Origin of the sequence: Thalassobacterium maritimum (assembly GCF_031127805.1) — a bacterium.
In the GTDB taxonomy this organism is placed as follows: Bacteria; Verrucomicrobiota; Verrucomicrobiia; order Opitutales; family Coraliomargaritaceae; genus Thalassobacterium; species Thalassobacterium maritimum.
Genome location: NZ_JARXHW010000012.1, coordinates 1 through 25,339 on the forward strand (window position 1 = coordinate 1; position 25,339 = coordinate 25,339).

A 25,339-nucleotide genomic window follows, 5' to 3' on the forward strand; every position below is an offset into this window, starting at 1 on the left:
ACTCTGTGGGCGGACCGTTTTAAGTCGGTCTTGGTCGAGGGGCATGGCAATCCGCTGCAAACGATGGCGGCTTATATTGATCTGAATCCGGTGCGTGCGGGCCTAGTCGAGGATCCGAAGGATTATCGTTTCTGCGGCTACGCGGAGGCGGTGGCATCGCTTGGCTCTGTGAGCTCAGGGGGCACAGAAGACTCCAAGTCGAATGTGGAAGCTCGGATGGGATGTCGAGCTGGTTTGTTGCATGTTTGGAGTGACCACTTGTCGTCGGGAGCTGGTTTGGCAGAGGCCTTGATGCAGCATCGTCAGTTGATCTTTGGTCAGCGAGCGGCGGATGCTGGCCTGTCTGAGGTGGAGCGTGCGGCTGCTTTGAAGGTGCTGAATGAAGAGGGCGGGCAATTACCGAAATCGGTGATGCTGCGCTGCCGGGTGCGTTATTTTACCGACGGTGCCATTCTGGGGTCGGCTGAGTTTGTGCGTGGCTTTACGGGTGCGTGGCAAATGGAGCGTGGGCGCAAGCATCCTCCGAAGGTGAATGCGATGCGTGGTGATTGGGGTGGCTTGACTGTGATTCAGGGGCTGCGAAGGCAGGTATTTGGATGAGGCAACCGGCTTTAAGACTCTAATTCTTCTTCTTCTTTAGCGGTCAGGGCGGGTAAATATTTTTCCCGTGCGAGGCGCCAGAAGACCAGGAAGAAGGCGGTGAGGGGGATTGCGAGGATCATGCCTAGGAGTCCGCCTAGGGCAGCGCCCCAGAAGAAGACGGAGAATATTATGAGCATGGGGCCCATTCCTGTTTTATCCCCCATGATGCGGGGCGTGAATACGTAGTCGGTCAATAGCTGACCTATTATAAACACTACGGCACAGGCGATGATGAGGCCGACGCCGCCATCGTCCTGTAGATAGGCGATGGGCAATACGGTGACGACTCCGAGCATGGTACCGAGATAGGGTATGATATTGAGTAAACCGAGCACTATGCCGAGTATGAGGCCAAACTTAAGCCCCACGATTCCGAAGCCAATGGCTAAAACGATGCCAAGTAGGAGACCGATAATGATTTGTCCGCGGAAAAATGAAACAAGTATTTGGCTGAATTGCTTGGCCAGAAATACGAGGTCTTTTTTGCGCTCTTCCGGCAGGAAGCTAAGTTGTTTGTCGATGTCTTTCCAGATGTTGCGATCGCCATTTAGGATGAAAAAGAGGTAAACGGGGATGATTGAATAGGCGGCGATTTTGCCAAAGATACTGCCTAGAAATGCGAGCATTGAGCCTGCGGATGATTGAGCGTGCGCTAGCGCTTGCTTTAATAGATCCGTGTTGCCTTCTAAGAAATTCATCAAATAGACGTCCGGCGATTCGCCGAGTTGCTCAGTCAGCCACTCCCAGATGGAGGGGGCAAAGCCTTGGGCGGATTCTAACAGGCGAGTGAGCATACCAGGGGCTGCTTTGAGAAAGTCGCCTGCGTTGTCGAGGGCTGGTGGGACGACAAAGACGGCGATCGCCACGAGTGTCATTAAAACGAGCGCGAAGAGTAGAATAATACCGCCGACGCGATTGAGGCGTGTCTTGGTTTCGCAGAGAGTGATGATGGGGCGCAGTAGAGTGGCGAGGATGGCTGCGATGGCGAGTGGTAAGAGGACGTCTTTGAATTGCGTGACTAACTCGCGCAGTAGCGCGAATAGAAAGTAGGCCGTGCATGCGAGGAAAACAGTCGCCAATGCTGTGCCACCTGCTGCGACGATACGTTTTTGCGAGGGCGAGAGAAAGGGTGTATCGTTTTCGGACATAGTTACTAGCCAAGTTGTCGGCGGTTGAAGCGCAATCTCGTATTTCGTCGGGCCTGATCGGTCTCAAATATACTTCGAGTTTAAATTTGGATTCAGAGTGTGCGTGAAATATTCACATTTAAACTGAGCTTTAAAGCATTACTCACAGACGAGCGGTGGCATGGGTAAGCCGAGGCTAGTTGATATGACATGCACTAGACTGAGCTCTTCTTGGGCCACTTTCCCGTCGGCCAATACGACTGCGAGTGCGCCCTCGAAGATCACCTTTTTCTGAGGCAGGGGCAAGTTGACCAGTAAGTCTAATGCTGCCTCTAAGGCATCGAAGCTGATGTCCTCTTCCGGTAATAGAATGGATTGCTTCAATAGGTAGCGATCGCATTTACGTGCGCCGGCTCGGAAGGCTAGCTCGCGCGCCTCTGGTTCAACTGCGGCCGTATAGCTGATGGCTGAGAGTAATACGCAAAGTGGCATTTCCAGCTGTGTCGGCGGAAGCGGTTTTACTTGCTGCGAAGGGCTGCGGCGTGTGCGCACATAAGTTGCGACGGCGCGCAGTAAGGCGAGTTCTTCGAGTTCGATTGCGCCGTCACTATGCGCCAGTTCACGTATTAAATCAGCTTGGGCTGCCAATGCATCGATACCTTTTGCCGCTGCCATCGGAAGCGCGAGTTCGAACAGAGCAAAGCGTTGATTCAAGCTCAATGCACGCAGGCGTGGCAACCAAGCTTTTGTTTCACGGTACACCGCGCCATCGACTCGCGATTTGATGACTTGTAATTGGGGGCCATCGTCTGCGCTGGCGCTGGCTGTGATTTGCAAGCCCAGCAAAACTGCGGTAGCGGCCTCTGGGCTTTGGTGTAGGCGATCCAAGTCTTGAGCAATTTGAGCATGTATTTGCTCTGCACTGAGAATGGCAGCTGCGCTGACTTGCCCAATACTATTGATGAAGTCATGCGCTTGGGTGGGGGACGTTTGTGGCTTCGTTTGTTTGTGCGCGTTGCTGGAGCGTTTGCTGCGTGTGACAGTTTTGACAAAGCGGCCATCCCAATTGGGCTCAATCGCGCTGATCCGTTGTTCGAGTGGGGGGTGGGTGGCAAATAGCGGCACGCTTCTTGACTTGAGTGCATTGGCAAAGAAGAAGTGCGCAGTTTCTTGCGAGTGAGCATTGGCGATGCTGCCGTGGAGGGGCGCGCCGCCGATTTTTTTTAATGCCCCTGCGATGCCTGAGGGGTTTCGAGTAAATTGTACGGCCGCAGCGTCCGCCAGAAACTCTCGTTGGCGCGAAATCGCACTTTGAATTAATCGACCGAAAAATACACCGATGTATCCGATTGCCATTACGGCTAAGCCAATCAGCATAATTGCGACCACGGCTCCACCGCCGTCTTTGTCGCGGCGACGGCCACCACCGCTGAATAGGCTGGCGCGTGCGGTGCTTCTGAAAAAGAATTGCCCGAGCACGGCGATGGCCAAAATGCCAAACAGCACTCCCATCAAGCGAATGTTTAGGCGCATATCGCCATTCAAAATGTGGCTAAATTCGTGCGCGACTACGCCTTGTAGCTCATCTCGATTCAAGCTGCGCATGCAACCGCGTGTGACTGCCACAACTGCGTCGGCAGGACTGAAGCCAGCCGCAAAGGCATTGATCCCATCTTCTGGCAGTAGATAGACTTCGGGCATCGGCACTCCCGAGGCAATGGACATCTCTTCGACGATATTCATCAGTTTGCGCTCGTCGGGGTCCTGTGTGTGTTGCTGAATTTGGCTGCCGCCCATTGAACGTGCCACGTAGCCACCGCCCGAGCGTAGTTGTGCGATCTTGTAGAGCGAGCAAGTGCCCACTAAGGCGCAGACCGCCGCAAATGTGCCGAAGAACAGTTCCGGTTGCCACCATATCATGGGCGTGTCGACTTGAGCCTTTGAATCAGAGAGTCCGCTCTCCATGACAAAGACCACCACCGCATACAACGCGATAGCGATACTCAGAACAGCCATCGCGAACAGTAGCACCATTAGGCGCGTGCGTTTGCGGGCCAGTTCTTGGGCGTCGAAAAAATCCATAGTGAGAGCTTTGCAGTTCGCTTAGAAGCTGACTTTTACGGCTTCACGCTCCTGTGCTTCTGTGATCTCGAATAGCTGTGCTTCGCGGAATCCGAGTGTGCTAGAGAAGAGGACTGCCGGAAAGACTTCGCGCTTTGTATTATAGGTCATGACCGCGTCGTTGTAGGCTTGGCGGGCAAATGCGATCTTGTTTTCCGTGGAGGTCAGTTCTTCGGTGAGCTGCATCATATTTTGATTGGCCTTCAAGTCGGGATAAGATTCCGACAATGCAAAGAATTTTGACATCGCGCCTGTCAGTGCAGTCTCTGCGCCCATGAGATTCTTGATGGCGTCTGGGTTGCCTGGATCGCTCGCAGCAGCCTGTCCAGCAGAAGCGGCTCCGTTACGTGCAGCAATGACTGCTTCCAGCGTTTCGCGTTCGTGCGATAGATAGCCCTTGGCCGTTTCGACTAGATTGGGAATTAAATCATAACGGCGCTTCAGTTGAACATCAATTTGAGCAAAGGCGTTTTTAAAACGATTGCGCAAAGTGACGAGGCCATTGTAAACGCCCATCACCCAGAGCGCGATCACTACACAGAAGGCCACAAATATAGCTAATAGTATCCATCCAATCATCATAATATTCCTTTTTGTTGAGTCATGTGAGCTGCAGTCTTGGTGCACGCTTGCTCTTTATTTAGAATTTTAATCATTAATAAGAATTGCTGCGAATACAATTACTGAAAAAAGAAAATCAAACCCTGGTTATGTGACCTGAGTGTCTTCATTGGGAGTCGCAGCTTCAGCTATGCAAAAAAAAGGACCCCACTCGTTGGAGTGGGGTCCTTGTAAAATATTGATCTCTATCGGCTGATAGAGCAACAGTGCTCGAAAGCTTTATTTCTTTTTCGCTGCTTCGCGCTCTTGAGCTTCCTTGATCACTTGATCGGCCACGTTACGTGGTGTGGATGCGTAGTGCGAGAATTCCATCGAGAACTGACCACGGCCGGAAGTCATGGTGCGAAGTGCGCCGATGTAACCGAACATTTCAGAAAGTGGAGCGTCTGCCTTGATGCGGATACCGCCATTGCTGGTGGGCTCCTGAGTCTTGATCATACCACGGCGGCGGTTCAAGTCGCCAATCACGTCACCCATCTTGTCGTCTGTGCAGAAAACGTCGAGTTTCATGATAGGCTCGAGGATCTCGGCGCCAGCCTTTGGCATGGTTTGACGGTATGCGGCCTTAGATGCGATTTCGAAAGCAACTGCCGAGGAGTCGACTGCGTGGAAACCACCGTCGTCAAGTGTGACCTTGAAGTCCAAGCAAGGGTAGCCAGCAAGCACACCCTTTTCGGTGGATGCTTTGAAGCCCTTTTCAACTGCTGGCCAGAATTCGCGAGGCACGTTACCACCGACAACCTTCGATTCGAATTCGAAGCCAGAACCTGGCTCGAGCGGCTCGAGTGTGTAATCGATCTTCGCGTACTGACCCGAACCACCGGATTGCTTCTTGTGGGTGTATGAATCGGAAACGGTCTTAGTGATACCTTCACGGTAAGCAACTTGTGGCTTCCCAATCACAGCTTCAACGCCGTATGTGCGCTTGAGGATGTCGACCTTAATGTCGAGGTGAAGCTCACCCATACCCTTGAGGATGGTTTCGCCAGAATCTTCGTCGGTTTCAACGATGAAAGTCGGGTCTTCCGCAACCATCTTACCGATCGCTGTGCCCATCTTTTCCGCGTTACCTTGGTCCTTTGGCTTAATTGCGATGGAGATAACGGGCTCAGGGAACACCATAGGCTCGAGTGTGGCCGGGTGTGCAGGGTCGCAAAGTGTGTGACCTGTTTGCACTGACTTCATGCCGAGTAGGGCCACGATGTCACCCGCTTGTGCGGATTCCACTTCGTTACGCTCGTCGGCGTGCATCTCAATGATACGGCCGATACGCTCTGTCTTGCCTGTGAAGGTGTTGAGCACGCTAGTGCCCTTTGTGATCTTACCAGAGTAGATGCGGGTGAAAGTCAGGGCGCCGTATTTGTCGTCCATGATCTTGAATGCAAGTGCGCGGAGTGGCTTGTCGACATCAACGATGGCGAATTCGCCTGTTTCTTCACCTTCAGCATTCACTTCAGGCTGTGGCTTGACTTCAGTTGGAGAAGGCAGGTAGTCGACAACAGCGTCGAGCACGTTCTGCACGCCCTTGTTCTTGAAAGAAGAACCACAGTAAGTTGGGAAGAAATCGAGGTTGATGGTGCCCTTGCGGATGCACTTCTTGATAGTCGCCAAGTCAGGCTCGTTGCCTTCGAGGTAGGCTTCCATCGCATCGTCGTCTTGCTCGACAGCTGTTTCGATCAGCATCGCGCGGTATTCTTCGACCTTGTCGACCATGTCCGCAGGCACTTCTTTTTTCTCGTATGCCATTGGATCGCCGCTGTCATCCCATACCCAAGCAGTGCGTGTGAGTAGGTCAACGACACCCTTGAGGTTGCTCTCAGTGCCGATTGGCAGAACCATCACCAGCGGGTTGGCGCCGAGGATGTTTTTGACTTGCTCGACGACTTTGTAGAAATCAGCTCCGATACGGTCGAGCTTGTTGACGTAGATCAGACGAGCGACTTCGGAGTCATTGGCGTAGCGCCAGTTGGTTTCGGACTGAGGCTCCACACCGCCAGAACCACAGAAAACACCCACACCACCGTCGAGCACTTTAAGTGAGCGGTAAACTTCAACAGTGAAGTCCACGTGACCTGGAGTATCGATAATGTTGAAGCGGTGGTTGCCATATTGCTGCTCTGAGCCTGGCCAGAAACAGGTTGTGGCTGCCGATTGAATCGTGATACCGCGCTCTTGCTCTTGTTCCATGAAGTCAGTTGTAGCGGCACCATCGTGCACCTCACCCAACTTGTGGATTTTACCAGTGAGCTTCAAAATACGCTCGGTTGTTGTTGTTTTACCAGCATCCACGTGGGCGAAGATACCAATATTTCTGTATTTTGATAGGTCGGTCATGATCGTATCGTATGTGTGTTAAGAGTCTGTTTGTGTGTGGTTTAGAAGGGCATCGGCGGGCTCGATCCGAGCCTTGAATTTCCAAAAAAGAGGCGGAGATTAGGCCTAGTTGGCCAGACTGCAAGGCAAGAAAACAGCTGTTTTTCGAAGTCGAGCTTCTTTTATGATTATTTAAGCGTAATTACCCGCGATCTTTTTAAGTAGGGGAGTTGCGGAACGCGGCATGAGTTCGCTGCGAAAACTCATATCAAGGAGCCGAGCCAGCGGCTGATGCGCCAATTGGTGATCCATTCCAGAGCTAGTATTTGGTAGATGCCGACGATAGACCAGTAGACGATTAGAAAGCTTCGTTTGCTAGTCTTATGACGGAAGACTTGTTGTGCGAGGTAGGCGGCAGGCCAGCCGCCGAGTAGTTCGAAAATATGGAGACTTTTTTCTGGGACGCGCCAAAGCTGCTTTTGAGCTCTGCGTTTGTCTTGCCAATAAGCGACAAAAGTTATCAGGGATATGAGTGATCCGTAGCCTAGGATGAATTGCCAGTTGATTTGACCGCACAGTTGGTAGAGCGCCACCAGGGGCAGTATACCGCACATGAGTATGGGGATGTGGCGATTCATACTCTTTTTTTTACTTATGCGTCGGCCAGGTCCGCGAGAATGTTACGTAGTTCGGCAGCCGGCTCGTCGTGGTGTTGCACTATTGCGAGTTGTAATGAATCTTCCAAGATTGGCTTCGCTGCGCTTGTTTGTCCGTTTTGTAGCATGGCCTTGCCCAATAGTATGCGCGGGAGCATCCAGTCATCGCGCGAGTCGGCGCACTTCTGTAGGTGTGGGATGGCGGCTGCGGTGTCGCCTTCGTCGTAGAGTGCTTGTCCTAGGCTGAAGCGGAAGAGCATGTTGTCGGGCTTGGCGGCCACTTTGGGCAGGAAAATTTCGGATTTTTTCATCGGAGTGATCTTTATGAAATGTGAACGACAATGACCGTGATATTGTCGGGACCCTCGTTGTCGTTGGCCATTTGGATCAGTTGTTGGCAGGTTTCTTTGGGGCTTTGTTTACGAGTGAGTTCTTCTTTGATAGCCTCGTCGGAGAGCACCTTATTCAGCCCATCGGTGCAGAGTAGTAGTCGGTCGCCAGTTTCAACAGTGATCTGTGTGCTATCGACATTCAGGATTTCGCCTTGGCCCACACAGCGGGTGAGTGTGTGGGGATATTCGGGGGGCATGATGGCGCGTGCCGACTCGCCTTGGCGTTCGATTAGTTCCTGCTCCATCGTGTGATCAGTGGTGAGCTTTTCCAAGGCTTCGCCGCGTAATAAATAGGCGGCGGAGTCCCCCACGTGGCCAATTAACAACTGATCGCCTACGATTTGACCGATGGTTAGGGTGCTGCCCGCTCCGGTGAATGGGTGCGCCTCAAAGCCTTCTTTGGCAACGATTTGATTGATGCCGACGATTAGGTCGGTTAGGTCGACACGTTCTTCTTTCGAATCCACGCTGCGCATGGTCTGTTCTAGTAACTGCACAATGCGTTGGCTGGTTTCGGCACCCCCGGGGAGACCGCCCAAGCCATCAGCGACTGCATAGAATTGATGCGTGTCGTTTAAGAAGAGCGAATCTTCATTTGCGTGGCGAACTTTGCCTTGGTCGGATGTTCCGTAGGAGGTAACTTGCATTAAGAGTGATTGTACGAATTTAAGAAAATTATGCGAATACAGAATTTCGATTTTCGCGATTGAATCGTTGGTAGTTCTGCACCGGGAGTGCTTCTAAGAAACGTGCGCCATAAGGCTTTGTCAAAATGCGGGAGTCAAGTATGACGATATTTCCGCGGTCTTCGCGGCGGCGGATGAGACGACCGATGCCCTGGCGGAATTTAACCAATGCGTCAGGCACTGTCATTTCTGCAAATGGATTGCCGCCACGAGCGCGAATATACTCGCTGCGGGCTTCGCTGACTGGGTGGCTAGGGTTTTCGAAGGGCAGGCGCGCAATGATCACTTGCGACAGTGCAGGGCCGGGGATGTCGACACCGGTCCAGAAACTGTCAGTGCCGAATAGCACGCCGTTGCCTTTGGCGGCGAATTGTTTGGTGATCTCCGAGCGCGCCATTTGATGCCCTTGTGTGAATAAGGGGCGCTGGATCTTTTTGAAAAAGGCTTCAGTGCGCTCACGAACTTGGCGCAAGTCGAAGTGACTGGTAAACAGCACGAGGGTGCCACCTTCAACGTGACGGGCGCACCAGCAAATCATATTCGCCAAATAATCCAGGTCGAGGCGTCCTTGCCCCGGTTCCGGTTGTGGGGCATCGCTGGCGATATAGATGTGGCAGTTCTCTTTATAATTGAAGGGTGAATCAACGATTTCTGCTTCAGCGATTTGGCCGCCGACGGTCTCTTGGAAGGCGTCCATATGGTTGCCATCGGATAGGGTGGCACTGGCCAGGATGGCTGCTGTGCCGCGTTGAAAGACGTGTTTACGCAGGTAGGGGGCGACATCAAGTGGCGCACTGCGTAGGGTGATGATTTGGCCCTTTTTACCGCCACGTTCGAGCCATTGTACGTGGTCCTCCTCTGCGAAGGTGATGAAGCCGTTGATGGCATCGCGGTAGCCGAGTATACGACGGCGGTGATCGCGAAGTTCGTCTTGCACACGCTCGTCATCACTTTTTTGGACCAGAGCTCCGAGGCGCTCGGCTACTTCTTTGAGCGGGCCAGTGAGGATGTTGTCGCAGAAGTCCGGCTTATGAATGCGTTGGATTGGCTTTTTGACTAGGAAAGTGTCCCCTAGGTAGCCGAAAAATTCGTGTGCGGCGTCGATTGCATTGGTGACCGCATCTTGGTCCCAGGCTTGACCATGACGCCGGAGGCTTCCCCGGTTGGTGCGTTGGTTGTAAATACGTTTGAGCGCGCGGTCCACCGCGAAGGAGCTTACGTGGGTGCCGAAGTGATCGGTGGCGATGGCAGGAATGCGGTGCGCTTCGTCCAGCACCACAAAGTCATCGGCTAGCAGAATGCCACGCACATCACCTTCAGGCTGCATGCCTGCGTTGATCAAGGAGAAGAGCAGGCTGTGGTTGACGATCACACAATTGGCGGAGAGTAGCTGCTTGCGGGCGCGCTGATAGAAGCAGGTGGCAGGGTCGCAATTCTTACGCGAGCAGGTCGAGCTGTCAGCGTTGACCGCATCCCATACGTCGGGCAGTGGGGCGGGGGAGAGCTCTTGGATGACTCCGTTCTTAGTGGTGGCTGACCAGCTGGCGATACGCACTAAGTCGGCGCGCTCGTCGCTTTTAAACATTTCCGTTTGCTTGCTGGATTGTGCGTCCTTGAGCGCGTTGCCCAGACGAGTGCTACAGCAATAGTTACCTTTGCCCACCATTAGAGCGGTCTTAAAGGCTCCGTAACGCCGCAGTTCGGGCACTTTGGTAAACAGATTGCGACAGATCTTAAGATCTTTTTCACGGATTTGCTCCTGCAGACTAATGGTGTGGCTGGAGATGATGAAGGGGCGCTCACTATTGATCGAGTGAATGATTCCAGGCACCAAATATGCGAGACTTTTGCCGACACCTGTGCCGGCTTCGAACAGGAGTGGCTGGTCGGATTCGAGGGAGCTGGCGACCGAGAGAGCCATGGCGGCTTGCTCCGGGCGATGGTCCAGTTGCATTTCATTTTGTAGATAGCCGCCCTGTTTGAAAATACTGTCAATGAGCGCGACCAAGTAGCCTTTCGGTCTTTCCACATTAGGCGTATCGCTGCCCCCGCCTGAATTTTCGATGAATCCGATCATGTTGCGAAGTCGTTTTGAAAAGTTGGCGTCCCGCCTTTAGGCGGTTGCGTCGTGAAAGTCGTGCATGCGCTGCCGCCTAAAGGCGGGACTCCAACCACTACTGATTCTTGCGAAACTATGAGAATTTGTAGTTTCATTGTTTCATTCATCGAGCTGCGGCTTCTGCACAGCGCATGCCGTCGAGTGCGGCGCTCACGATGCCACCTGCAAATCCAGCGCCTTCGCCGCAAGGGAATAGTCCAGCTATCTCGGGGTGCTGCAGACTCTTTTCGTCGCGCGGGATGCGCACTGGTGAGCTAGTGCGGGTTTCGAAGCCGATTAAATTACATTCCTCTGTGATATAGCCGCGCATCTGTTTGCCGAAAATGTCGAGTCCGCGGCGCATACGAGTGGTGATCCATTCGGGCAAAATTTCGTCGATGCGGGCGGGCGTAATGCCTGGGAAATAGCTGGTTGCGGGGAGTTGCTGGGAGTTTTGACCTCGCATGAAATCAGTCACACGCTGGCCGGGTGCGACTTGCCCGCCGCCTCCATGTAGTTTGGCGGCTTGCTCGAGTTCTTTTTGAAAGGCGATGCCTGCCAGCACGCCATGTTGAGCTTGAAAAGCTGTAGTGTCTTCGGGCTCTACAGTGACGACCATGCCGCTATTGGCGAAGGGGGAGTCGCGGCGAGCGAGGCTCATGCCGTTGACTACAACTTCGTTATTTTCGGTGGCTGCGGGCACGATAAAGCCGCCTGGGCACATACAAAAAGAGTGCACGCCGCGGTCATCGATTTTTGTGGCGAGCCGATAGCTAGCCGCGGGCAACAATTCGGGGCGCGCTGCGTCGCGAGGGGTGTGGTATTGCAGGCTGTCGATCAGCGGTTGTGGATGCTCGATGCGCACGCCGACGGCGAAGGGCTTTTGCTCCAATCGAATGTCTTGCGCGTGCAGTTGCTGGTAAATGTCGCGAGCGGAGTGTCCGGTCGCCAGAATGACATGTTGACTGAGGAATTCGCGCCCGTCGGTGGTGCGCACACCGGCGATTTGATCTGCATTTAAGAGAAACGAGTCCACTTTCGCTCCGAAGTGCACTTCGCCGCCTGCCTTGCGAATCGATTCGCGCATGGCCATGACCACCTTGGGTAGTAGGTTGGAGCCAATGTGTGGGTGGGCGTCGATCAGAATGCGTTCAGGTGCGCCATGTGCGACCAGTGTTTCGTAAATTGTGCGCACGGGACCGCGCTTTTTCGCACGTGTGTAGAGTTTGCCATCTGAGAAAGTGCCAGCGCCACCTTCGCCGAAGCAGTAATTGGAATCCTCGATGACGCGACCTTCTTTCAGGATCGGGCCAAGGTCGAAGCGGCGTGCGGATGCATCTTTGCCGCGTTCTAAAATGATTGGTTTCAGGCCCAGTTCGAGCGCGCGCAGGGCAGCAAAGAGTCCTGCCGGGCCACAACCGACGATTACGAGCTCGCGCGCATTCGCCGGCACGGTCGGGTAATCGGGGGCTAGTTCAGCTTCGGGTGCGAGCGGTTTCCCGATGCCGACTTCCACGCGTAACTGTACTTTGATCGTGCGCTGGCGGGCATCGATCGAGTGCTTGCACAGGCGTAGGTCCACCACCTGTTCGAGGGGGAGGTCCAATTTAGCTGCCACCGCCGCTTTTTGCGCTGCGATTTGCTCGGATTGCTCCAATGGCAAAATGATATCGACGAGCGTCGGGCCTGTGGGGTCTGTGGTAGCGTCTGTCATGTATAAACTCATATTTCTGAGTTTAAAAAACCAGTGAGACAAGGTTCTAATGCACTTGCAACCAGTGAGATTCTAATAAGCTTAGCTATTATGGATAATCATGTTTTTCAAATGAATTGCTGGTTTGAAGGCCATGTGCAAGGCGTCGGTTTTCGTTATCAGACTGTGTCGGTCGCGAAGGGCTTCGAAGTCACGGGGAATGTGCGTAATTTAATCGACGGGCGGGTGTTGCTGTATGCGGAGGGGGCTGAGGCTGAAGTGCGCGAATTTCAAGCAGAAGTGGCCTTTGAGCTGCAGGATTATATTCGCGAGACTGAAATTCAGACTGACAGCGGCGCTCGTGCTTGCCAAAGTTTTCGCATCGAACAATAACCGTGACTATGAATACCCCAGCCATTCGCATTCAGAATTTAACCAAAGACTTTTCGGTCGGCATGCGCGGCGTGAAGTTACGTGCGGTCGATGATCTTTGCCTTGAGGTGGGCGACAACGAAATTTTTGGCTTACTTGGCCCCAATGGTTCCGGTAAGAGCACCACAATTAAAATTATACTTGGCTTGTTAGAGGCCTCGACGGGTACCTGCGAGATCTACGGCAAGCCTAGTAAGCAAGTGGATGCCCGGCGCAGCGTAGGTTTTTTGCCCGAAGCACCCTATTTTTATCGTTACCTGACTGGTCGCGAGTTAGTGCGCTACTATGCGCGCATGTGCATGGTGCCGCGAGCGAAGATCAATGAAGCCGTAGAGTCGGTGGTGGAACTGGTCGGTATGAGCGAGGCTGCAGACCGTCGCGTGGGCACCTATTCCAAGGGTATGTTGCAACGCATCGGCCTGGCGCAATCACTGGTGCATGACCCGCAACTAGTCATGCTGGATGAACCCACTGCAGGGGTGGACCCGCTGGGTTCCGCCGCGATTGCTGACATCGTGCGGGAGCTCAAACGCCGTGGGAAAACGGTCTTACTCTCCTCACACTTGCTCGCTCAAATAGAAGGCCTGTGTGATCGCGTGGCGATCCTGCATCGCGGCAAGCTCGTGCGTGAGGGACGTGTCGATGATTTAGTGGAAGAAAAGAATGCTGAGTCACTTGTGGTGGAAGGCCTCAGTCCCGAAGGGCGTGCCGCTGTCGAAGCGACGATTCTGGCGCAAGGTGGAACCTTGGCCCGAATTGAGAAGCCGCGCTTGAGTTTGGATGCCTATTTCCTGAAAGAGGTGCACCAGCGCGAAAGCGAGCACGCCGCCCAGCAAGTGGAAACCGGGAGCCAGAAATCATGAGTCTTTTAAATTCATTTACACGAATACGTTTGATCGCGGGCACGACCTTTTTGGAGGCGGTCCGGCAGAAGTTCTTTAACTCGCTGCTGATTATTTCGATCGCACTGGTGGCCAGTTCGACCTTTTTTCAACAGTTCGATTTCGGAACAGGAGAGTTGAAGTTTATAACCGACTTTGGCTTTGGAGCTCTTTTCTTTTTTGGGTCGATCCTGTCGATCACCGCTACCACGCAGCTCTTCTTTAATGAAATAGAAAACCGCACCGCACTCACTATGCTGGCCAAGCCGGTCTACAAATTAGAGTTCTTGGCAGGCAAATTCCTAGGGGCTCATTTGTTGATGTTGAGCTTCAGCTTAGTCATTACTTTAGTGCTTAGCGGTATTTTGTATTGGCGCGAGGCAGCTTTGTTGGCGCGCTTGGGAGAGGATGTCCTGCTTGACGGGCCGCTTGTTCGTTATGGCGATGTGTTTGTATTCGGTTTCCTGCAGTGGATAAAATTTGGCATACTCGCAGCGATTACGCTTTTCGTGGCGAGCTTTTCGAATACGAATCTCTATACCATCATTGTGTCGTTCTTTGTGCTGATTATTTGCCAACTCCAATACATTGCACGTGATGCCTATTCTGGTATGGAGGCTGGTCTAGAGCGCTTTTTGGTAATGGGCCTGGGGTTGATTTTTCCTAATTTTCAATTGTTCAATATCGGAGATCAATTGGTTTTTGATGTGGAGCAGGCGTTGCCGCTGACTACGGTGTTGCGGCTTGCTGCCTATGGTTTGATATATACCTGCGCATTTATTTTGTTGGCCCAAGTTAACTTTCGTCGACGGGAGATCTAGAGATGTCTGTGTTGCAACATCCACTCATAGTGCGACTTAGTCGGGTTTTAACGATCCTGCTGATTTTGTTGCTGCTCGGTTTATTAACACGCCCCATCGAGGCGCCAGCTTGGAAAGTTGTGAAAGCAGGTCAGCCAGAAATGAATCTCGAAGCGATTGAAGGCGCGCTGGGACAGGGCTTGGTCGTTGGCGTGCTGGGCGGCTTTCGCGCGATTTTGGCCGATTTCCTATGGATACGAACCAATACCATCTGGGAGCGACGGGATCGAGTGAAGCTCGACGCAATGGTTCGCCTCGTCACCACCTTGGACCCGCGCCCGGACTTTTTCTGGATCAACGGTAGCCGCATGATTGCTTACGATGTACCTAATTGGCGAATACGCGAAGAGGGGGGCTATGATGCTGTGCCCGAGGTGCGTCAGCAAGCGATCGACTACGATCAAGCGCAGCAAGCTTTTGATTTGCTCGACGAAGCGCTGAAATTTCATCCGGATAAGGCCAAGCTCTACTTAGAAAAGGGGCAGATTTATCTGAATCGACTGAAGGATGATGCACGGGCTGCCGAGTGGTTCTTAGCAGCCTCTCAGCAAGCGGATGCGCCATATTATGCGGCGCGTATCTATGCTGAACTGTTGCGTAAGCAAGGTTTGGATACGGAGGCGTATAGCTACCTTAAAGATTTGCACCGTGAACTGCCCAATGTGCCATATGCGCAGAAAGGTATTATTTTGGAACGTATTCGTGAGCTTGAAAATACGCTGAAGATTCCCTTTTGGCAACGCTTTCAGCCAGCAGTCGAGCCGATGCTAGAAGAGCCACGTGGGGCACCGGCATTCGATGCGCCTGAGCCTCACGACCATGCGGGGCATGCGCATTAATGAACCGCCAAGCCAAAGCCCAGTTGGATGCGCAACTGCGTCACCGTATTAATGCGGGGCGTGTCGCTGTGCGTGACCAAGTCGCATTCTTTGGTCGCCAGTTTGGCGATGTCGCATCGGAGTGGAAAGAAGATGATACCCGGGTGACTTTTGCAGATTTCGCAATTTCGGAAAAACTCTTCGCGGAGTTGCGCCGCGACTTTCCGCAGGATGATTATTGTAGTGAGGAGGCCAGCCCCCTGGACGAGGTATTAGAGCTGGAGGCGCGTTTTGCCTGGGTGGTCGACCCGATCGATGGCACCAATAATTATGCACTGGGTTGCCCCTTTTGCGCCATTTCGCTGGCGTTGTTATTGGATGGGGAGCCTGTTTACGGCTTTATTTACGATCACAGCACAAAGGATCTACTGGAAGGCGGCCCTGGTCGTGGCTTATTGCGTAATCAGAAGAAGCTCGATCGCAACAAGACCGTAGCGGATGCGCAGACCATGGTCGGTTTGCACTTTCCGATGCCAGCAAAGGAGTTGGAGCGCTTAGCTCCCTTGCTCGCGAAGTATCGAGCGCGCTGCTTGGGCAGTGGAGCTTTAAGCGCAGCCTACGTTGCCACTGGCTATTTGACTGGAGTGATTGATCACCGTATTAAAGTTTGGGACATCGCAGCCGCCTATGCGCTCTGTCGAGCAGCCGGGTTGCAATGGACCTTCATCGAAGCATCCCCGTTTCCATTGCGACGTTTCCACCCCAAAATGGGCTTTACGCCTTACTACGCTGGAGCGGACTCGTTTGTCGCTGAGCTGAACGCCTTGTCGTAGCCGAGTTATTTGCCCTCGGTTCCGATGCTTTTTCGCGCTTGCGGCTGGGCAGGAGAGAACGGGGTCTAAAGAGCCCCGCTACTGATGATGTATGCGATGTTCAATGTTCGATGCTCGCTTTTTCGGTAGCCGAGTGCTTTAGCCTCGGTTCGGATGTTCCGCTGCCCGCGGCTAGCCCTATGCGAACGGGGTCGAGTTTTAAGTGCGAAGACTGAAGTTCGCGGTTAGGAAGTGACCGCTCATTCGCAAGTGGGCTCTAAACAGCCTCGCCACGATCTGAGTTGAGCGCTTACACCACTCCCATGGTTTTGAGTAAGGAGGAAATGTAAGGGATCAACTGTTTCTTACGGCTGACAATACTTTTCAGTTCGTAGATGTTACTCTGGCCGCGTTGTGGGTAGTTGATGGCTGCCTTGAGCTCTTCATTGCCTGCGACGACGAGTAGGGAGTCTTGCGTGTTGATATCCGTAACCAGTAGAAAGCTGAAGTAGAGTTCTTCTTTTGCGCGGTAGGCTTCCAGCGCATTGTCGAGGGCGTCTTCGTTCTTCCAGAAATTATCGAAGCCTAGTTCTTCGATTTGAGAGACTGAAAAGCGCAGTTCACCTTCGCTGTAGATCTTGCAGTCGGAGCTGATGACTTGCTCAGGCTCGCTGTTTATGACGACAGATCCAGCGGTAAAGATTAGATCGGCGAGGGCCTTGGGATCAATCCCCGCAATTGGGGCAAGCCAATCCAAGAGCTCGCCTTCGAGTGGCGTGGTGGTGGGACTATTTAAGAGTAAGGTGTCAGAGATGATCCCTGCCATTAGTATGCCGGCAATGTTGGGAGCCGGAGTGAGGGATTGCGCGCGAAACATGTCGGCCACAATGGAGCAGGTTGAACCGACTGGACGATTGATGAATAAGATCGGTTGCTCTGTAGGAATGTTACCGAGGCGGTGGTGGTCTAAAATTTCGGTGATTTGTACTTCACCGGCTCCATTGACGGCTTGTCCGAGCTCATTGTGATCGACGAGCGCAATTTTTGTGTGACTGGGGCGTAAAATATCACTCTTCGAAAAGACGCCAATCAATTGCTTGTGATCGTTCACCACCAAGTAGAGTGGGTCGTTGTTATTGGCGATGCGGCGCTTGACTGAGGAAATGCGATCTTCGGCGCTGAAACAGCTAACTTCGGGGTCAATGAGTCCATCGATATGAGTGGCGGTGCGAATGATCCAGGAGGTGGTTGCAGAATCGTAGGGGCTCACGATTAGAGACACGTTGCGCTCCTTCGCGCGTGCGATTACATCTTCGTCGACTTCGAGCGCTCCAGTTATAACCAGCAAGCGCACGCCGAGTTGCAGGCAACGTTCTTGAATGTCCCAGCGGTCGCCTACAATGATAATGCTGCGGTCAGACGGCAGTCCGTTCTCTTTGTGGTGGCTTCCGAACGAACGGATGTCCATGGCGCCGATGCGCACGTAGAGCTCTTCTAGGTCGTCTTGGTGATCCGAGTGTAGGACCGTCGCATTGAGTGAGTCGATGATCGATTTCACACTGGTGTGCACTCGACGCATAGAGCGCGGTTCGCGTGGTTTGGGTATAAAAAATTCGCCTAATTGGAAAATAGAAACCAAGCCCTCAATATGTCCGTTTTCATCGACAACTGGCAGCGCGCGTACATCGTATTTGTCGATCAATTCCAATGCTTCCGCGCAGGTGCTTTGCCGCGTCACGGTGAGTGCTTCGGTTTGCATAATATTGCCGAGGCGAGGCGTGACGTCACCTATAAAGCGTGGCAGTGGCGTCTGGAAGCGTTCCAAGATTGCATCAATGCGGGCGTTTGAGTTTCCGCAGCGAGCGGCCACATATTGCGTCTGGCCGATCGCATGCTTATAAGCTTCGTAAGCGAGAGCCGAGCAGATCGCGTCCGCGTCGGGGTTTTTGTGGCCAAAGATATAGATTGGGTCGGTCATAGATAGAAGTAATAAAAGTAATCTCTATGCTTTCAACAACGTCAAAGTCATGGCTTTGAGCAAAGAAAAACCCCAGCCTTGTAAGAGGCTGAGGTTTTGTTCTTTAGACTATTGCTAAATTTTCGTTATTAAGAACCTGGTAGTTTAGATTCTAGGATTGTCGCGGTTGTTCCGACTGCATCTTCAATACTCGCGGTCTTTGAACTGTCGGTTTTCTTGACTAGCTCGTCTGTAGTGTCTTCGTAGTAGGTTACGTGGCCGTCTACGAAAGCAATGTGGCCACCTTCACCAAGCCATGGAGAATTATCATCCCATTTGCCTGTGCCATCAATATGGCCTTTGGTCCAAATTAGGGGGGTGACTGTGGATTGAGCATTGGGGCTTAATCCCGCAGCCATATCATAGCTGATTATATCCTTTGCCGCGGTCCAATCCGTTGAGGCAACGGCTGTGCCAGTAGTGGTTGTAATGATTACATTAGGGATTGCTGAGGCATAGCTGGCAACATCATCTGCTGATGTGATGAAGTAGAGCGAGCCATCGTTTAAGCCGCCGAATTCTGCGATAACTTGTGCCCATCCAGCAGTTGTTGTCGCTTGAGTTTTGCCTGCTGCCCATGCACCATCATCAGAAATGGAGCGTGTGCGAGTGCCAGATGTTGAGAAGTTGGCGTAAGCCAGTGCGATTTGACGCAAATTACTCGAGGATGTGACCATCGAGGCTTTCTTCTTAACTGCGCCAACAGTCGGAATAAGGATTGCGGCAAGGATGCCGATAATCGCGATAACAGTAAGTAGCTCAATCAGGGTGAAACCTGAGCGGGGGGTGGATTTAGTTTTCATCATATAAAACTGTTTTGGTGTATTTTTGTTTGTTGTTGTGGGGTAGGAGAGGCGTGCTGCTCTCCCGTTGAATAATAAAGTTTCAAGGCTAGGAAGCTTCGCTCCTCAAGTCCAATCATTTTTGTGAGATTTTATCTTCCTGTTATAATTTTAAATTGTTGCTTGCATGGGATTGGGGGCGAACTAAGTTGCCTGAGCCTTGAGGGCGAGTCGATATTCGAGCCTATAAGATTAACATGCAAAACACAAACGTAGCCTACGATAGTAAAGTGGAGGGTGAAGTCATTGTCACTCAAGCGGATGCTGTAATAAACTGGATTCGCAAGCACTCGGTCTGGCCGATGCCTATGGGTCTCGCCTGTTGCGCGATTGAATTGATGGCGGCCGGTGGTTCGCGTTTTGATATTTCTCGTTTCGGTATGGAAGTCATGCGATTTTCACCTCGTCAGGCCGATTGTATGATCGTTGCGGGCACTGTGACTTATAAAATGGCGGAGGTTGTGCGTCGTATTTACGAGCAGATGGCCGAGCCGAAGTGGGTGGTTGCTATGGGCGCCTGTGCGAGCACGGGCGGCATGTACCGTTCTTATGCAACTTTACAGGGGGTCGATCGTATCGTTCCCGTTGATGTATATATTAGTGGCTGTCCTCCGCGTCCGGAGGCACTACTGGATGCGATGATTAAATTGCAGGACAAGATTGGCCGGGAGCGTTCGGTCAAAAACTTGACCGCCCGAAATGCCAAGCCCGCAGAAGCGGAGTTGGCAGGAGCCGGAAAGGAAAGCTAAACCATGGCCAAGAGCGAATTTGCTCAATTGAAGGAGCGTTTTGACTATCTGACAGAACGCGAATCTGCAGATCATTTGGCGGTTAATTGTCCAGCGGATCAGCTGGTCGAGCTCTGCACCGCATTGCGGGACGAGTTAGGCTACGATTTGTTGTTGGATGTGACTGCTGTGGATTGGGATGCTCAGAGCCCCCGTTTCACGGGGATCTATCATCTGCTATCAACGACAAAGCATGAGTATCTACGCATTGCGGTCGACTGCGCCGATAGCATTCACCCCAGCTTACCTTCGCTCTGCGGATTATACGCGGCTGCGAATTGGCACGAGCGCGAGACTTATGATTTGATGGGGATACACTATGAGGGGCATCCCGACCTGCGTCGTATTTTGATGTGGGATGAATATCCTTATCATCCCTTGCGTAAAGATTTCCCATTGGCTGGTATTGAGACACCTTTTCCAGCAGATGACGTGGCCGAGTCCACCAATGCGAAGGTGCTGCCTGCACCGATGGCCGGCGGCCCTTTCGTTTCTTCAGCGGATGGTCCTATGAGTCAAACAGAGCCTCGTGCTCGTGATGAGAGCTGGAACGAGCAAAAGGAGAAACCAGTAGAGTAATCTTTAAACATGGCCACGACCACAAAAGAAATTTCGATCGGCGACCTCGGTGCACGTAGCAGCGAGGCTGAACCTACCCTGCAAGGGGAGACCATGGCGCTTAACGTCGGTCCCTCGCACCCGACGACGCACGGAGTGCTGCGCTTGAAGATGGAGCTCGATGGCGACATCGTGAAAAGCTGCGATCCTGTGCTCGGCTATCTTCACCGTGGAGACGAGAAGATCGCTGAGAACATGACTTATAATCAGTTTGTGCCTTACACAGACCGATTGGACTATCTCGCACCTTTGGCTAATAATGTGGCCTACGCGATGGCAGTTGAAAAACTGGCTGCGCTGGAAGTGCCGGACCGTTGCCAAGCGATTCGCGTGCTCTGCTGTGAGCTGGCGCGTGTGTCTTCGCACTTGTTGGGCATTGGTGTTTACGGCATGGATGCCGGTGCATGGACGGTGTTCATGTATACGTTCACCGAGCGTGAAAAACTTTACACACTGTTCGAAGAATTGACCGGTGCACGTTTTACCACCAGTTACACTCGTATCGGTGGGGTCGCGCGTGATATTCCCGATGGTTGGTTAGGCCGTGTGCTTGAGTTCTGTAAGGGGGTATTGCCCGTTTTGGATCAAGTGGATAAGTTGCTGACGCGCAATCGTATCTTCATGGACCGCACTGTTGGAGTGGGGGCGATTTCTAAGGAGGACGCGATTTCTTATGGATTGACGGGGCCGAACTTGCGTGCTTGCGGTGTGGATCTGGACTTGCGTAAGGATAAGCCTTATCTCGGCTATGAAAAGTTTGATTTCGAAGTGCCCGTCGGCACTACCGGGGATTGCTACGATCGCTACTTGATGCGTGCTGAAGAGGTGCGCCAGAGTGTGAGTATCATACGCCAGTGTATCGATCAATTTCCTGAGGGGAGCTACTACGCGGAAGAGGCCAAAAAGATCTTTGCGCCACAAAAGGCTAAAGTGCTGACCAGCATGGAGGAGCTGATTCAGAACTTCATGATTGTGACTGAAGGTCCACAGATCCCCGCAGGCGAAGTCTACTTCGAAGCTGAGAACCCTAAGGGGGCCTTGGGCTTTTTCATCGTTTCAAAGGGGGGCGGCGTGCCGTATCGTCTCAAGATTCGCGGTCCATCTTTCTGTAGCTTGAGTATTCTCGAAAAACTGATTCCCGGGCACTACATGACCGACATCACTGTGATTCTAGGTTCACTGGACTTCGTAATGGGGGAATGTGACAGGTAGTCGATGAGCCACTGGAAAACTGAAAACCGGTAAACGGAGCATTTAATGAATTTAAAACCAGAAACAATCGAAAAGATCGACAAGCTCGTACCACGCTACCCGACTGTGCGTAGTGCGGCGCTACCACTTTGCCACTTGGTGCAAGAGGATCAGGGCTACCTGTCTCAGGAGGCGATGGAATGGATTGCCGAGCGTCTGGATCTACAGCCGATCAATATTATCGAGATCGTGACCTTTTATCCGATGCTGCGCACGGAGCCTACGGGCCAATATCATGTGCGTGTCTGTCGCACTTTGCCCTGTGCCCTCGCAGGCGCCTATCAAACCTGCAAGAGCTTCGAAAAGGAGTTTGGCTGCAAGGTCGGGCACACCAGTGAAGATGGTAAAGTGACGCTGGAATTCGTCGAATGCCACGCCGATTGCGGCAAGGGCCCCGTCGTGATGGTCGGTGAAGACGAATATACCGACATCGATCCAGAAAAGGCGGCTGAAATGGCCGCTAAAATGAAGAGCGGTGAGCTCCCCAACGGCTTGTCAGCCTGATCACGCATTCCTAATTCGTAATTCCTAATTTTTAATTCCCACAATGGCACTTCAAGAAACCAGGTTAATTTTCAAACATATCGACGAAGAAGGGTATACCAACGACATCGATTGCTACGTGAAAAACGGTGGCTACGAGCAGCTTAAGAAGGCCGTCACCATGAAGCCGGAAGACATCTGCGCAGAGGTGCTCACTTCTGGTGTTCGTGGCCGCGGCGGTGCTGGTTTCCCAGCGGGGATGAAGTGGAAGTTTCTCGATCGTAAGTCGGGCAAGCCTATCTACCTCGTTTGTAATGCCGACGAATCGGAGCCGGGCACTTTTAAAGATCGTCAAATCATTCACCAAGATCCGCACCAGTTGATCGAAGGTATGATGTGTGCCGCTTTCGCGATTCAGGCGAAGCTGGCATTTATCTATATTCGTGGTGAGTTCTTCCAGGGATACAAAATCCTCGAACGTGCGATCGAAGAGGCCCGCGAGAAGAATTTCCTCGGAGATAACATCCTCGGTTCGGGCTACTCCTGCGATATCATTGTGCACCGTGGTGCCGGGGCTTACATTTGCGGTGAAGAAACCGGTTTGATCGAGTCCTTGGAAGGTTTTCGCGCCAATCCACGCATTAAGCCGCCATACTTTCCTGCGGCACTGGGTGCCTATCAGTGTCCGACCATTGTAAATAATGTGGAAACTCTTTGTGACGTGAAGCACATCATCGAGATGGGGGGCGAAGGCTTTGCCAAGATCGGCACACCCGGTAACACCGGCACCCGTATTTGGTGTGTATCCGGCCACGTGCAAAAGCCGGGCTACTATGAATTTGCCTGCTCGGATGTGACATTGGGGCAACTCATTTACGACGTGTGCGGTGGGCTCAAGCCCGGACGCAAGCTCAAGGCCGTCATCCCCGGCGGTTCCTCCGCCAAGATTCTACGCGCGGATGAGCGTTTTACTGGTAAACTGAAGGACGGCACCGAGTTTGATTGGGGCATCGAAGATATTCCGATGGACTTTGATAGCTTGGCTGCGGTCGGCTCGATGTCGGGCTCCGGTGGCGTGATCGTGATGGACGACACCACTGACATGGTGGAAGCGCTGGCGAATATTAACTATTTCTACGCCCACGAAAGTTGTGGCCAGTGCACGCCTTGTCGCGAAGGGGTGCCTTGGATGCGTAAGGTCACCCAACGCATGGTCGACGGCGAAGCCCGCGAGGAAGATGCCGATCTGCTCAAGTCCATCGCCGACCAAATTGCGGGGCGCACGATTTGTGCCTTCGGCGAGGCAGCCTCGTGGCCGGTCCAAAGTTTTATCGCCAAGTTTAAGGACGAATTCGTTGAGAAAGCCAAAGAGCAAGCTGCCCGCCGTAAAGAGGGCCAAGAAGTCGCGAAGGAGACTACTTTAATTTAGACCATGAACATTCAGAGCATCGTCGAGAACATCACCATCAATATCGATGGGCAGGATGTCGAAGTCCCCAAGGGGATTAACATCATTGAGGCCGTGAAGATGGTGGGCAAGGGCAAGGAAGTGCCGCACTATTGCTACCATCCGAAACTCTCCGTCGCGGGTAACTGCCGTATGTGCATGGTCGAAATGGGCATGCCGATGCGCGATCGTGCCACCGGCGAAGCCATTCTGGATGAGAATGGCGTGCAAAAGATCGGTTGGATGCCTAAGCCTACCATCGGTTGTGCGACCAATGCCTCGCCTGGCATGCATATCCGGACCAACTCTGAGATGGTGAAGGAGTCGCGCAATGGGGTGACTGAATTCTTGTTGATCAACCACCCATTGGACTGCCCCATTTGCGACCAAGCAGGTGAGTGCCGTTTGCAGGAGTTTTCCGCAGAGCATGGCCGTGGATACAGCCGCTTTATAGAAAAGAAGAATGTGAAGCCTAAGCGCACGACGCTGGGGCCGCGTGTCACCCTCGATGACGAGCGCTGCATTCTTTGTTCGCGTTGCATACGCTTCAGTAAAGAAGTTGCTGGCGACGATGTGCTTGGCTTTGTGGATCGTGGCACTTACTCCACGCTCACTTGTTTCCCAGGCAAAGATCTCTCCCACAACTATTCACTCAATACAGTGGATATTTGTCCTGTGGGCGCACTCACCAGTACCGACTTCCGCTTTAAAATGCGGGTATGGTTTCTTAAGCGCACAGATAGCATTTGCACCGAGAGTAGTGTGGGTGCCAATACTGAGATCTGGAGCCGCGAAGGTAAGATCTATCGTATCACGCCACGCCGTAATGACGCGGTGAACGATACTTGGATGACTGATTCGGGCCGTGCGCTGTATAAAGCCATCGAGTCGGACGACCGTCTGGTCCAATACACCATTGAAGGTGTACATAAGAGTCCCGAGGAAGTGGCGAATGCTGCCGTGGAGCTATTGCAATCGGGGGATGTCGCATTAGTCGGCTCAGCACACAGTTCATTGGAAGAGCAGTTCTTTTACAAAACCATTGCTGAGCGATGCGGCGCTAAAGTCTCGCTCGTCAGCCATTACGATGAAGGCGATGGGCTGCTGCTATCCGAAGATCGCAGTCCGAACTTGCGTGGTGCGCTGGTGACCGGCTTGATTGACCAACTTCCGGAGGCCAAGCTCGATGCACTGGCCCACGACATCAACTCCGGAGCCGTCAAGACAGTTCTCGCGGTGAACGAAGACCTCACTCAGCTCGGGATCGATTCTGAGACGCTTGCCAAAGTCAAAGTCATTTACGTCGGCACACATGCCAACAAAACCAGCCAAGTCGCTCATCTCGTGATTCCCTCGTTGATGGTATTTGAGAAGGACGGTTCATTTATCAACCAGAGCTTCCGTCTCCAGCGTTTCAAGACCGCGGTTCCTGGCCCACGTGGAGTACAGTCGGATATTACGATCTTGGAAAAGATCGCCGCTCCTTTGGCCCAAGAAAAAGCCGCGCCTGCGCTGGCAATTGATGAACTCTGGCTGCGTATGGTGAAGACATTGGCTTCTTTGCCCGAGTCACTTAGCTGGCGCTCACTGCCCGACGAAGGGGTCGCGCTCGATGCCAAAGCCTTCCTCGATCTTAGTTTCGTTGAAACTAAGAATCTTAAATATGATCCTGTCGCGTTTAAGGAAGCGCACACTGCATCCGCTCAAGCACCCGCTGCTGCGGCGCAGGAGGAGGCCTAAG

22 protein-coding genes and 1 pseudogene are annotated in these 25,339 nt (G+C 52.7%); 12 read left to right on the forward strand and 11 right to left on the reverse strand.

What is annotated here, in order from left to right:
• A pseudogene (locus QEH52_RS06960) lies at positions 1 to 600 on the forward strand (hypothetical protein); the annotation flags it as partial.
• Positions 601 to 611: 11 nt separating this feature from the next.
• Here the strand turns inward: QEH52_RS06960 and QEH52_RS06965 are convergent.
• The 9 genes from QEH52_RS06965 to QEH52_RS07005 all read right to left on the reverse strand — a co-directional run bounded on the left by QEH52_RS06965 (position 612) and on the right by QEH52_RS07005 (position 12,370).
• On the reverse strand, positions 612 to 1,790 hold the full coding sequence (locus tag QEH52_RS06965; RefSeq protein ID WP_308949376.1) for an AI-2E family transporter: 1,179 nt from the start codon (positions 1,788 to 1,790) through the stop codon (positions 612 to 614).
• Between the two features lie 138 nt (positions 1,791 to 1,928).
• On the reverse strand, positions 1,929 to 3,851 hold the full coding sequence (locus QEH52_RS06970) for a M48 family metallopeptidase (RefSeq protein ID WP_308949377.1): 1,923 nt from the start codon (positions 3,849 to 3,851) through the stop codon (positions 1,929 to 1,931).
• Positions 3,852 to 3,872: 21 nt separating this feature from the next.
• Positions 3,873 to 4,469, reverse strand: coding sequence for a LemA family protein (locus QEH52_RS06975; RefSeq protein WP_345785453.1), 597 nt, complete (start codon positions 4,467 to 4,469; stop codon positions 3,873 to 3,875).
• Between the two features lie 261 nt (positions 4,470 to 4,730).
• A complete protein-coding gene (gene fusA / locus QEH52_RS06980) occupies positions 4,731 to 6,845 on the reverse strand; it encodes an elongation factor G (protein ID WP_308949379.1) in 2,115 nt (704 codons plus the stop codon).
• Positions 6,846 to 7,087: 242 nt separating this feature from the next.
• A complete protein-coding gene (locus QEH52_RS06985; protein WP_308949380.1) occupies positions 7,088 to 7,462 on the reverse strand; it encodes a DUF1294 domain-containing protein in 375 nt (124 codons plus the stop codon).
• 14 nt (positions 7,463 to 7,476) lie between these two features.
• Positions 7,477 to 7,791: a tetratricopeptide repeat protein gene (locus QEH52_RS06990; RefSeq protein ID WP_308949381.1), complete on the reverse strand. Its 315-nt coding sequence runs from the start codon at positions 7,789 to 7,791 to the stop codon at positions 7,477 to 7,479.
• 11 nt (positions 7,792 to 7,802) lie between these two features.
• Positions 7,803 to 8,519 carry a PP2C family protein-serine/threonine phosphatase gene (locus QEH52_RS06995; RefSeq protein WP_308949382.1) on the reverse strand — a complete coding sequence of 239 codons (717 nt, stop codon included), beginning with the start codon at positions 8,517 to 8,519 and terminating at the stop codon, positions 7,803 to 7,805.
• A 28-nt stretch (positions 8,520 to 8,547) separates the two neighbouring features.
• Entirely contained in the window at positions 8,548 to 10,635 is a 2,088-nt protein-coding gene (locus tag QEH52_RS07000) for an ATP-dependent DNA helicase (RefSeq protein WP_308949383.1), read from the reverse strand.
• A 145-nt stretch (positions 10,636 to 10,780) separates the two neighbouring features.
• Positions 10,781 to 12,370, reverse strand: a complete 1,590-nt coding sequence (locus QEH52_RS07005) for an NAD(P)/FAD-dependent oxidoreductase (RefSeq protein ID WP_308949384.1) — start codon at positions 12,368 to 12,370, stop codon at positions 10,781 to 10,783.
• 111 nt (positions 12,371 to 12,481) lie between these two features.
• Between QEH52_RS07005 and QEH52_RS07010 the strand changes: the two genes are divergently transcribed.
• From QEH52_RS07010 to QEH52_RS07030, 5 genes are read left to right on the forward strand one after another with little or no spacing between them, the layout of a single operon-like run.
• Positions 12,482 to 12,742 carry an acylphosphatase gene (locus QEH52_RS07010; protein WP_308949385.1) on the forward strand — a complete coding sequence of 87 codons (261 nt, stop codon included), beginning with the start codon at positions 12,482 to 12,484 and terminating at the stop codon, positions 12,740 to 12,742.
• 8 nt (positions 12,743 to 12,750) lie between these two features.
• Positions 12,751 to 13,644: an ABC transporter ATP-binding protein gene (locus tag QEH52_RS07015; protein ID WP_308949386.1), complete on the forward strand. Its 894-nt coding sequence runs from the start codon at positions 12,751 to 12,753 to the stop codon at positions 13,642 to 13,644.
• Positions 13,641 to 14,483 carry an ABC transporter permease gene (locus tag QEH52_RS07020; RefSeq protein WP_308949387.1) on the forward strand — a complete coding sequence of 281 codons (843 nt, stop codon included), beginning with the start codon at positions 13,641 to 13,643 and terminating at the stop codon, positions 14,481 to 14,483. Before QEH52_RS07015 ends, QEH52_RS07020 begins: the two co-directional genes overlap by 4 nt.
• Positions 14,484 to 14,485: 2 nt before the next feature.
• Positions 14,486 to 15,361, forward strand: a complete 876-nt coding sequence (locus QEH52_RS07025) for a tetratricopeptide repeat protein (protein ID WP_308949388.1) — start codon at positions 14,486 to 14,488, stop codon at positions 15,359 to 15,361.
• Entirely contained in the window at positions 15,361 to 16,173 is an 813-nt protein-coding gene (locus QEH52_RS07030) for an inositol monophosphatase family protein (RefSeq protein ID WP_308949389.1), read from the forward strand. Before QEH52_RS07025 ends, QEH52_RS07030 begins: the two co-directional genes overlap by 1 nt.
• A gap of 289 nt (positions 16,174 to 16,462) precedes the next feature.
• Here QEH52_RS07030 and QEH52_RS07035 read toward each other — a convergent pair whose 3' ends face one another.
• Positions 16,463 to 18,130, reverse strand: a complete 1,668-nt coding sequence (locus tag QEH52_RS07035; protein ID WP_308949390.1) for a putative manganese-dependent inorganic diphosphatase — start codon at positions 18,128 to 18,130, stop codon at positions 16,463 to 16,465.
• Between the two features lie 128 nt (positions 18,131 to 18,258).
• Positions 18,259 to 18,975: a type II secretion system protein gene (locus QEH52_RS07040; RefSeq protein ID WP_308949391.1), complete on the reverse strand. Its 717-nt coding sequence runs from the start codon at positions 18,973 to 18,975 to the stop codon at positions 18,259 to 18,261.
• A 233-nt stretch (positions 18,976 to 19,208) separates the two neighbouring features.
• On the opposite strand from QEH52_RS07040, the gene nuoB reads away from it, so the two are divergent.
• From nuoB to QEH52_RS07070, 6 genes are read left to right on the forward strand one after another with little or no spacing between them, the layout of a single operon-like run.
• Positions 19,209 to 19,760 carry an NADH-quinone oxidoreductase subunit NuoB gene (gene nuoB, locus QEH52_RS07045; protein WP_308949392.1) on the forward strand — a complete coding sequence of 184 codons (552 nt, stop codon included), beginning with the start codon at positions 19,209 to 19,211 and terminating at the stop codon, positions 19,758 to 19,760.
• Positions 19,761 to 19,763: 3 nt separating this feature from the next.
• A complete protein-coding gene (locus QEH52_RS07050; protein ID WP_308949393.1) occupies positions 19,764 to 20,378 on the forward strand; it encodes an NADH-quinone oxidoreductase subunit C in 615 nt (204 codons plus the stop codon).
• Positions 20,379 to 20,387: 9 nt separating this feature from the next.
• Complete coding sequence (gene nuoD, locus QEH52_RS07055; protein ID WP_308949394.1) at positions 20,388 to 21,629, forward strand: NADH dehydrogenase (quinone) subunit D; 1,242 nt, start codon at positions 20,388 to 20,390, stop codon at positions 21,627 to 21,629.
• A gap of 45 nt (positions 21,630 to 21,674) precedes the next feature.
• Positions 21,675 to 22,172, forward strand: a complete 498-nt coding sequence (locus tag QEH52_RS07060; RefSeq protein WP_308949395.1) for an NADH-quinone oxidoreductase subunit NuoE family protein — start codon at positions 21,675 to 21,677, stop codon at positions 22,170 to 22,172.
• Positions 22,173 to 22,215: 43 nt separating this feature from the next.
• Complete coding sequence (nuoF, locus tag QEH52_RS07065) at positions 22,216 to 23,580, forward strand: NADH-quinone oxidoreductase subunit NuoF (RefSeq protein WP_308949396.1); 1,365 nt, start codon at positions 22,216 to 22,218, stop codon at positions 23,578 to 23,580.
• A gap of 3 nt (positions 23,581 to 23,583) precedes the next feature.
• Positions 23,584 to 25,338, forward strand: coding sequence for an NADH-quinone oxidoreductase subunit G (locus QEH52_RS07070; protein WP_308949397.1), 1,755 nt, complete (start codon positions 23,584 to 23,586; stop codon positions 25,336 to 25,338).
• Position 25,339: the final 1 nt, after the last annotated feature.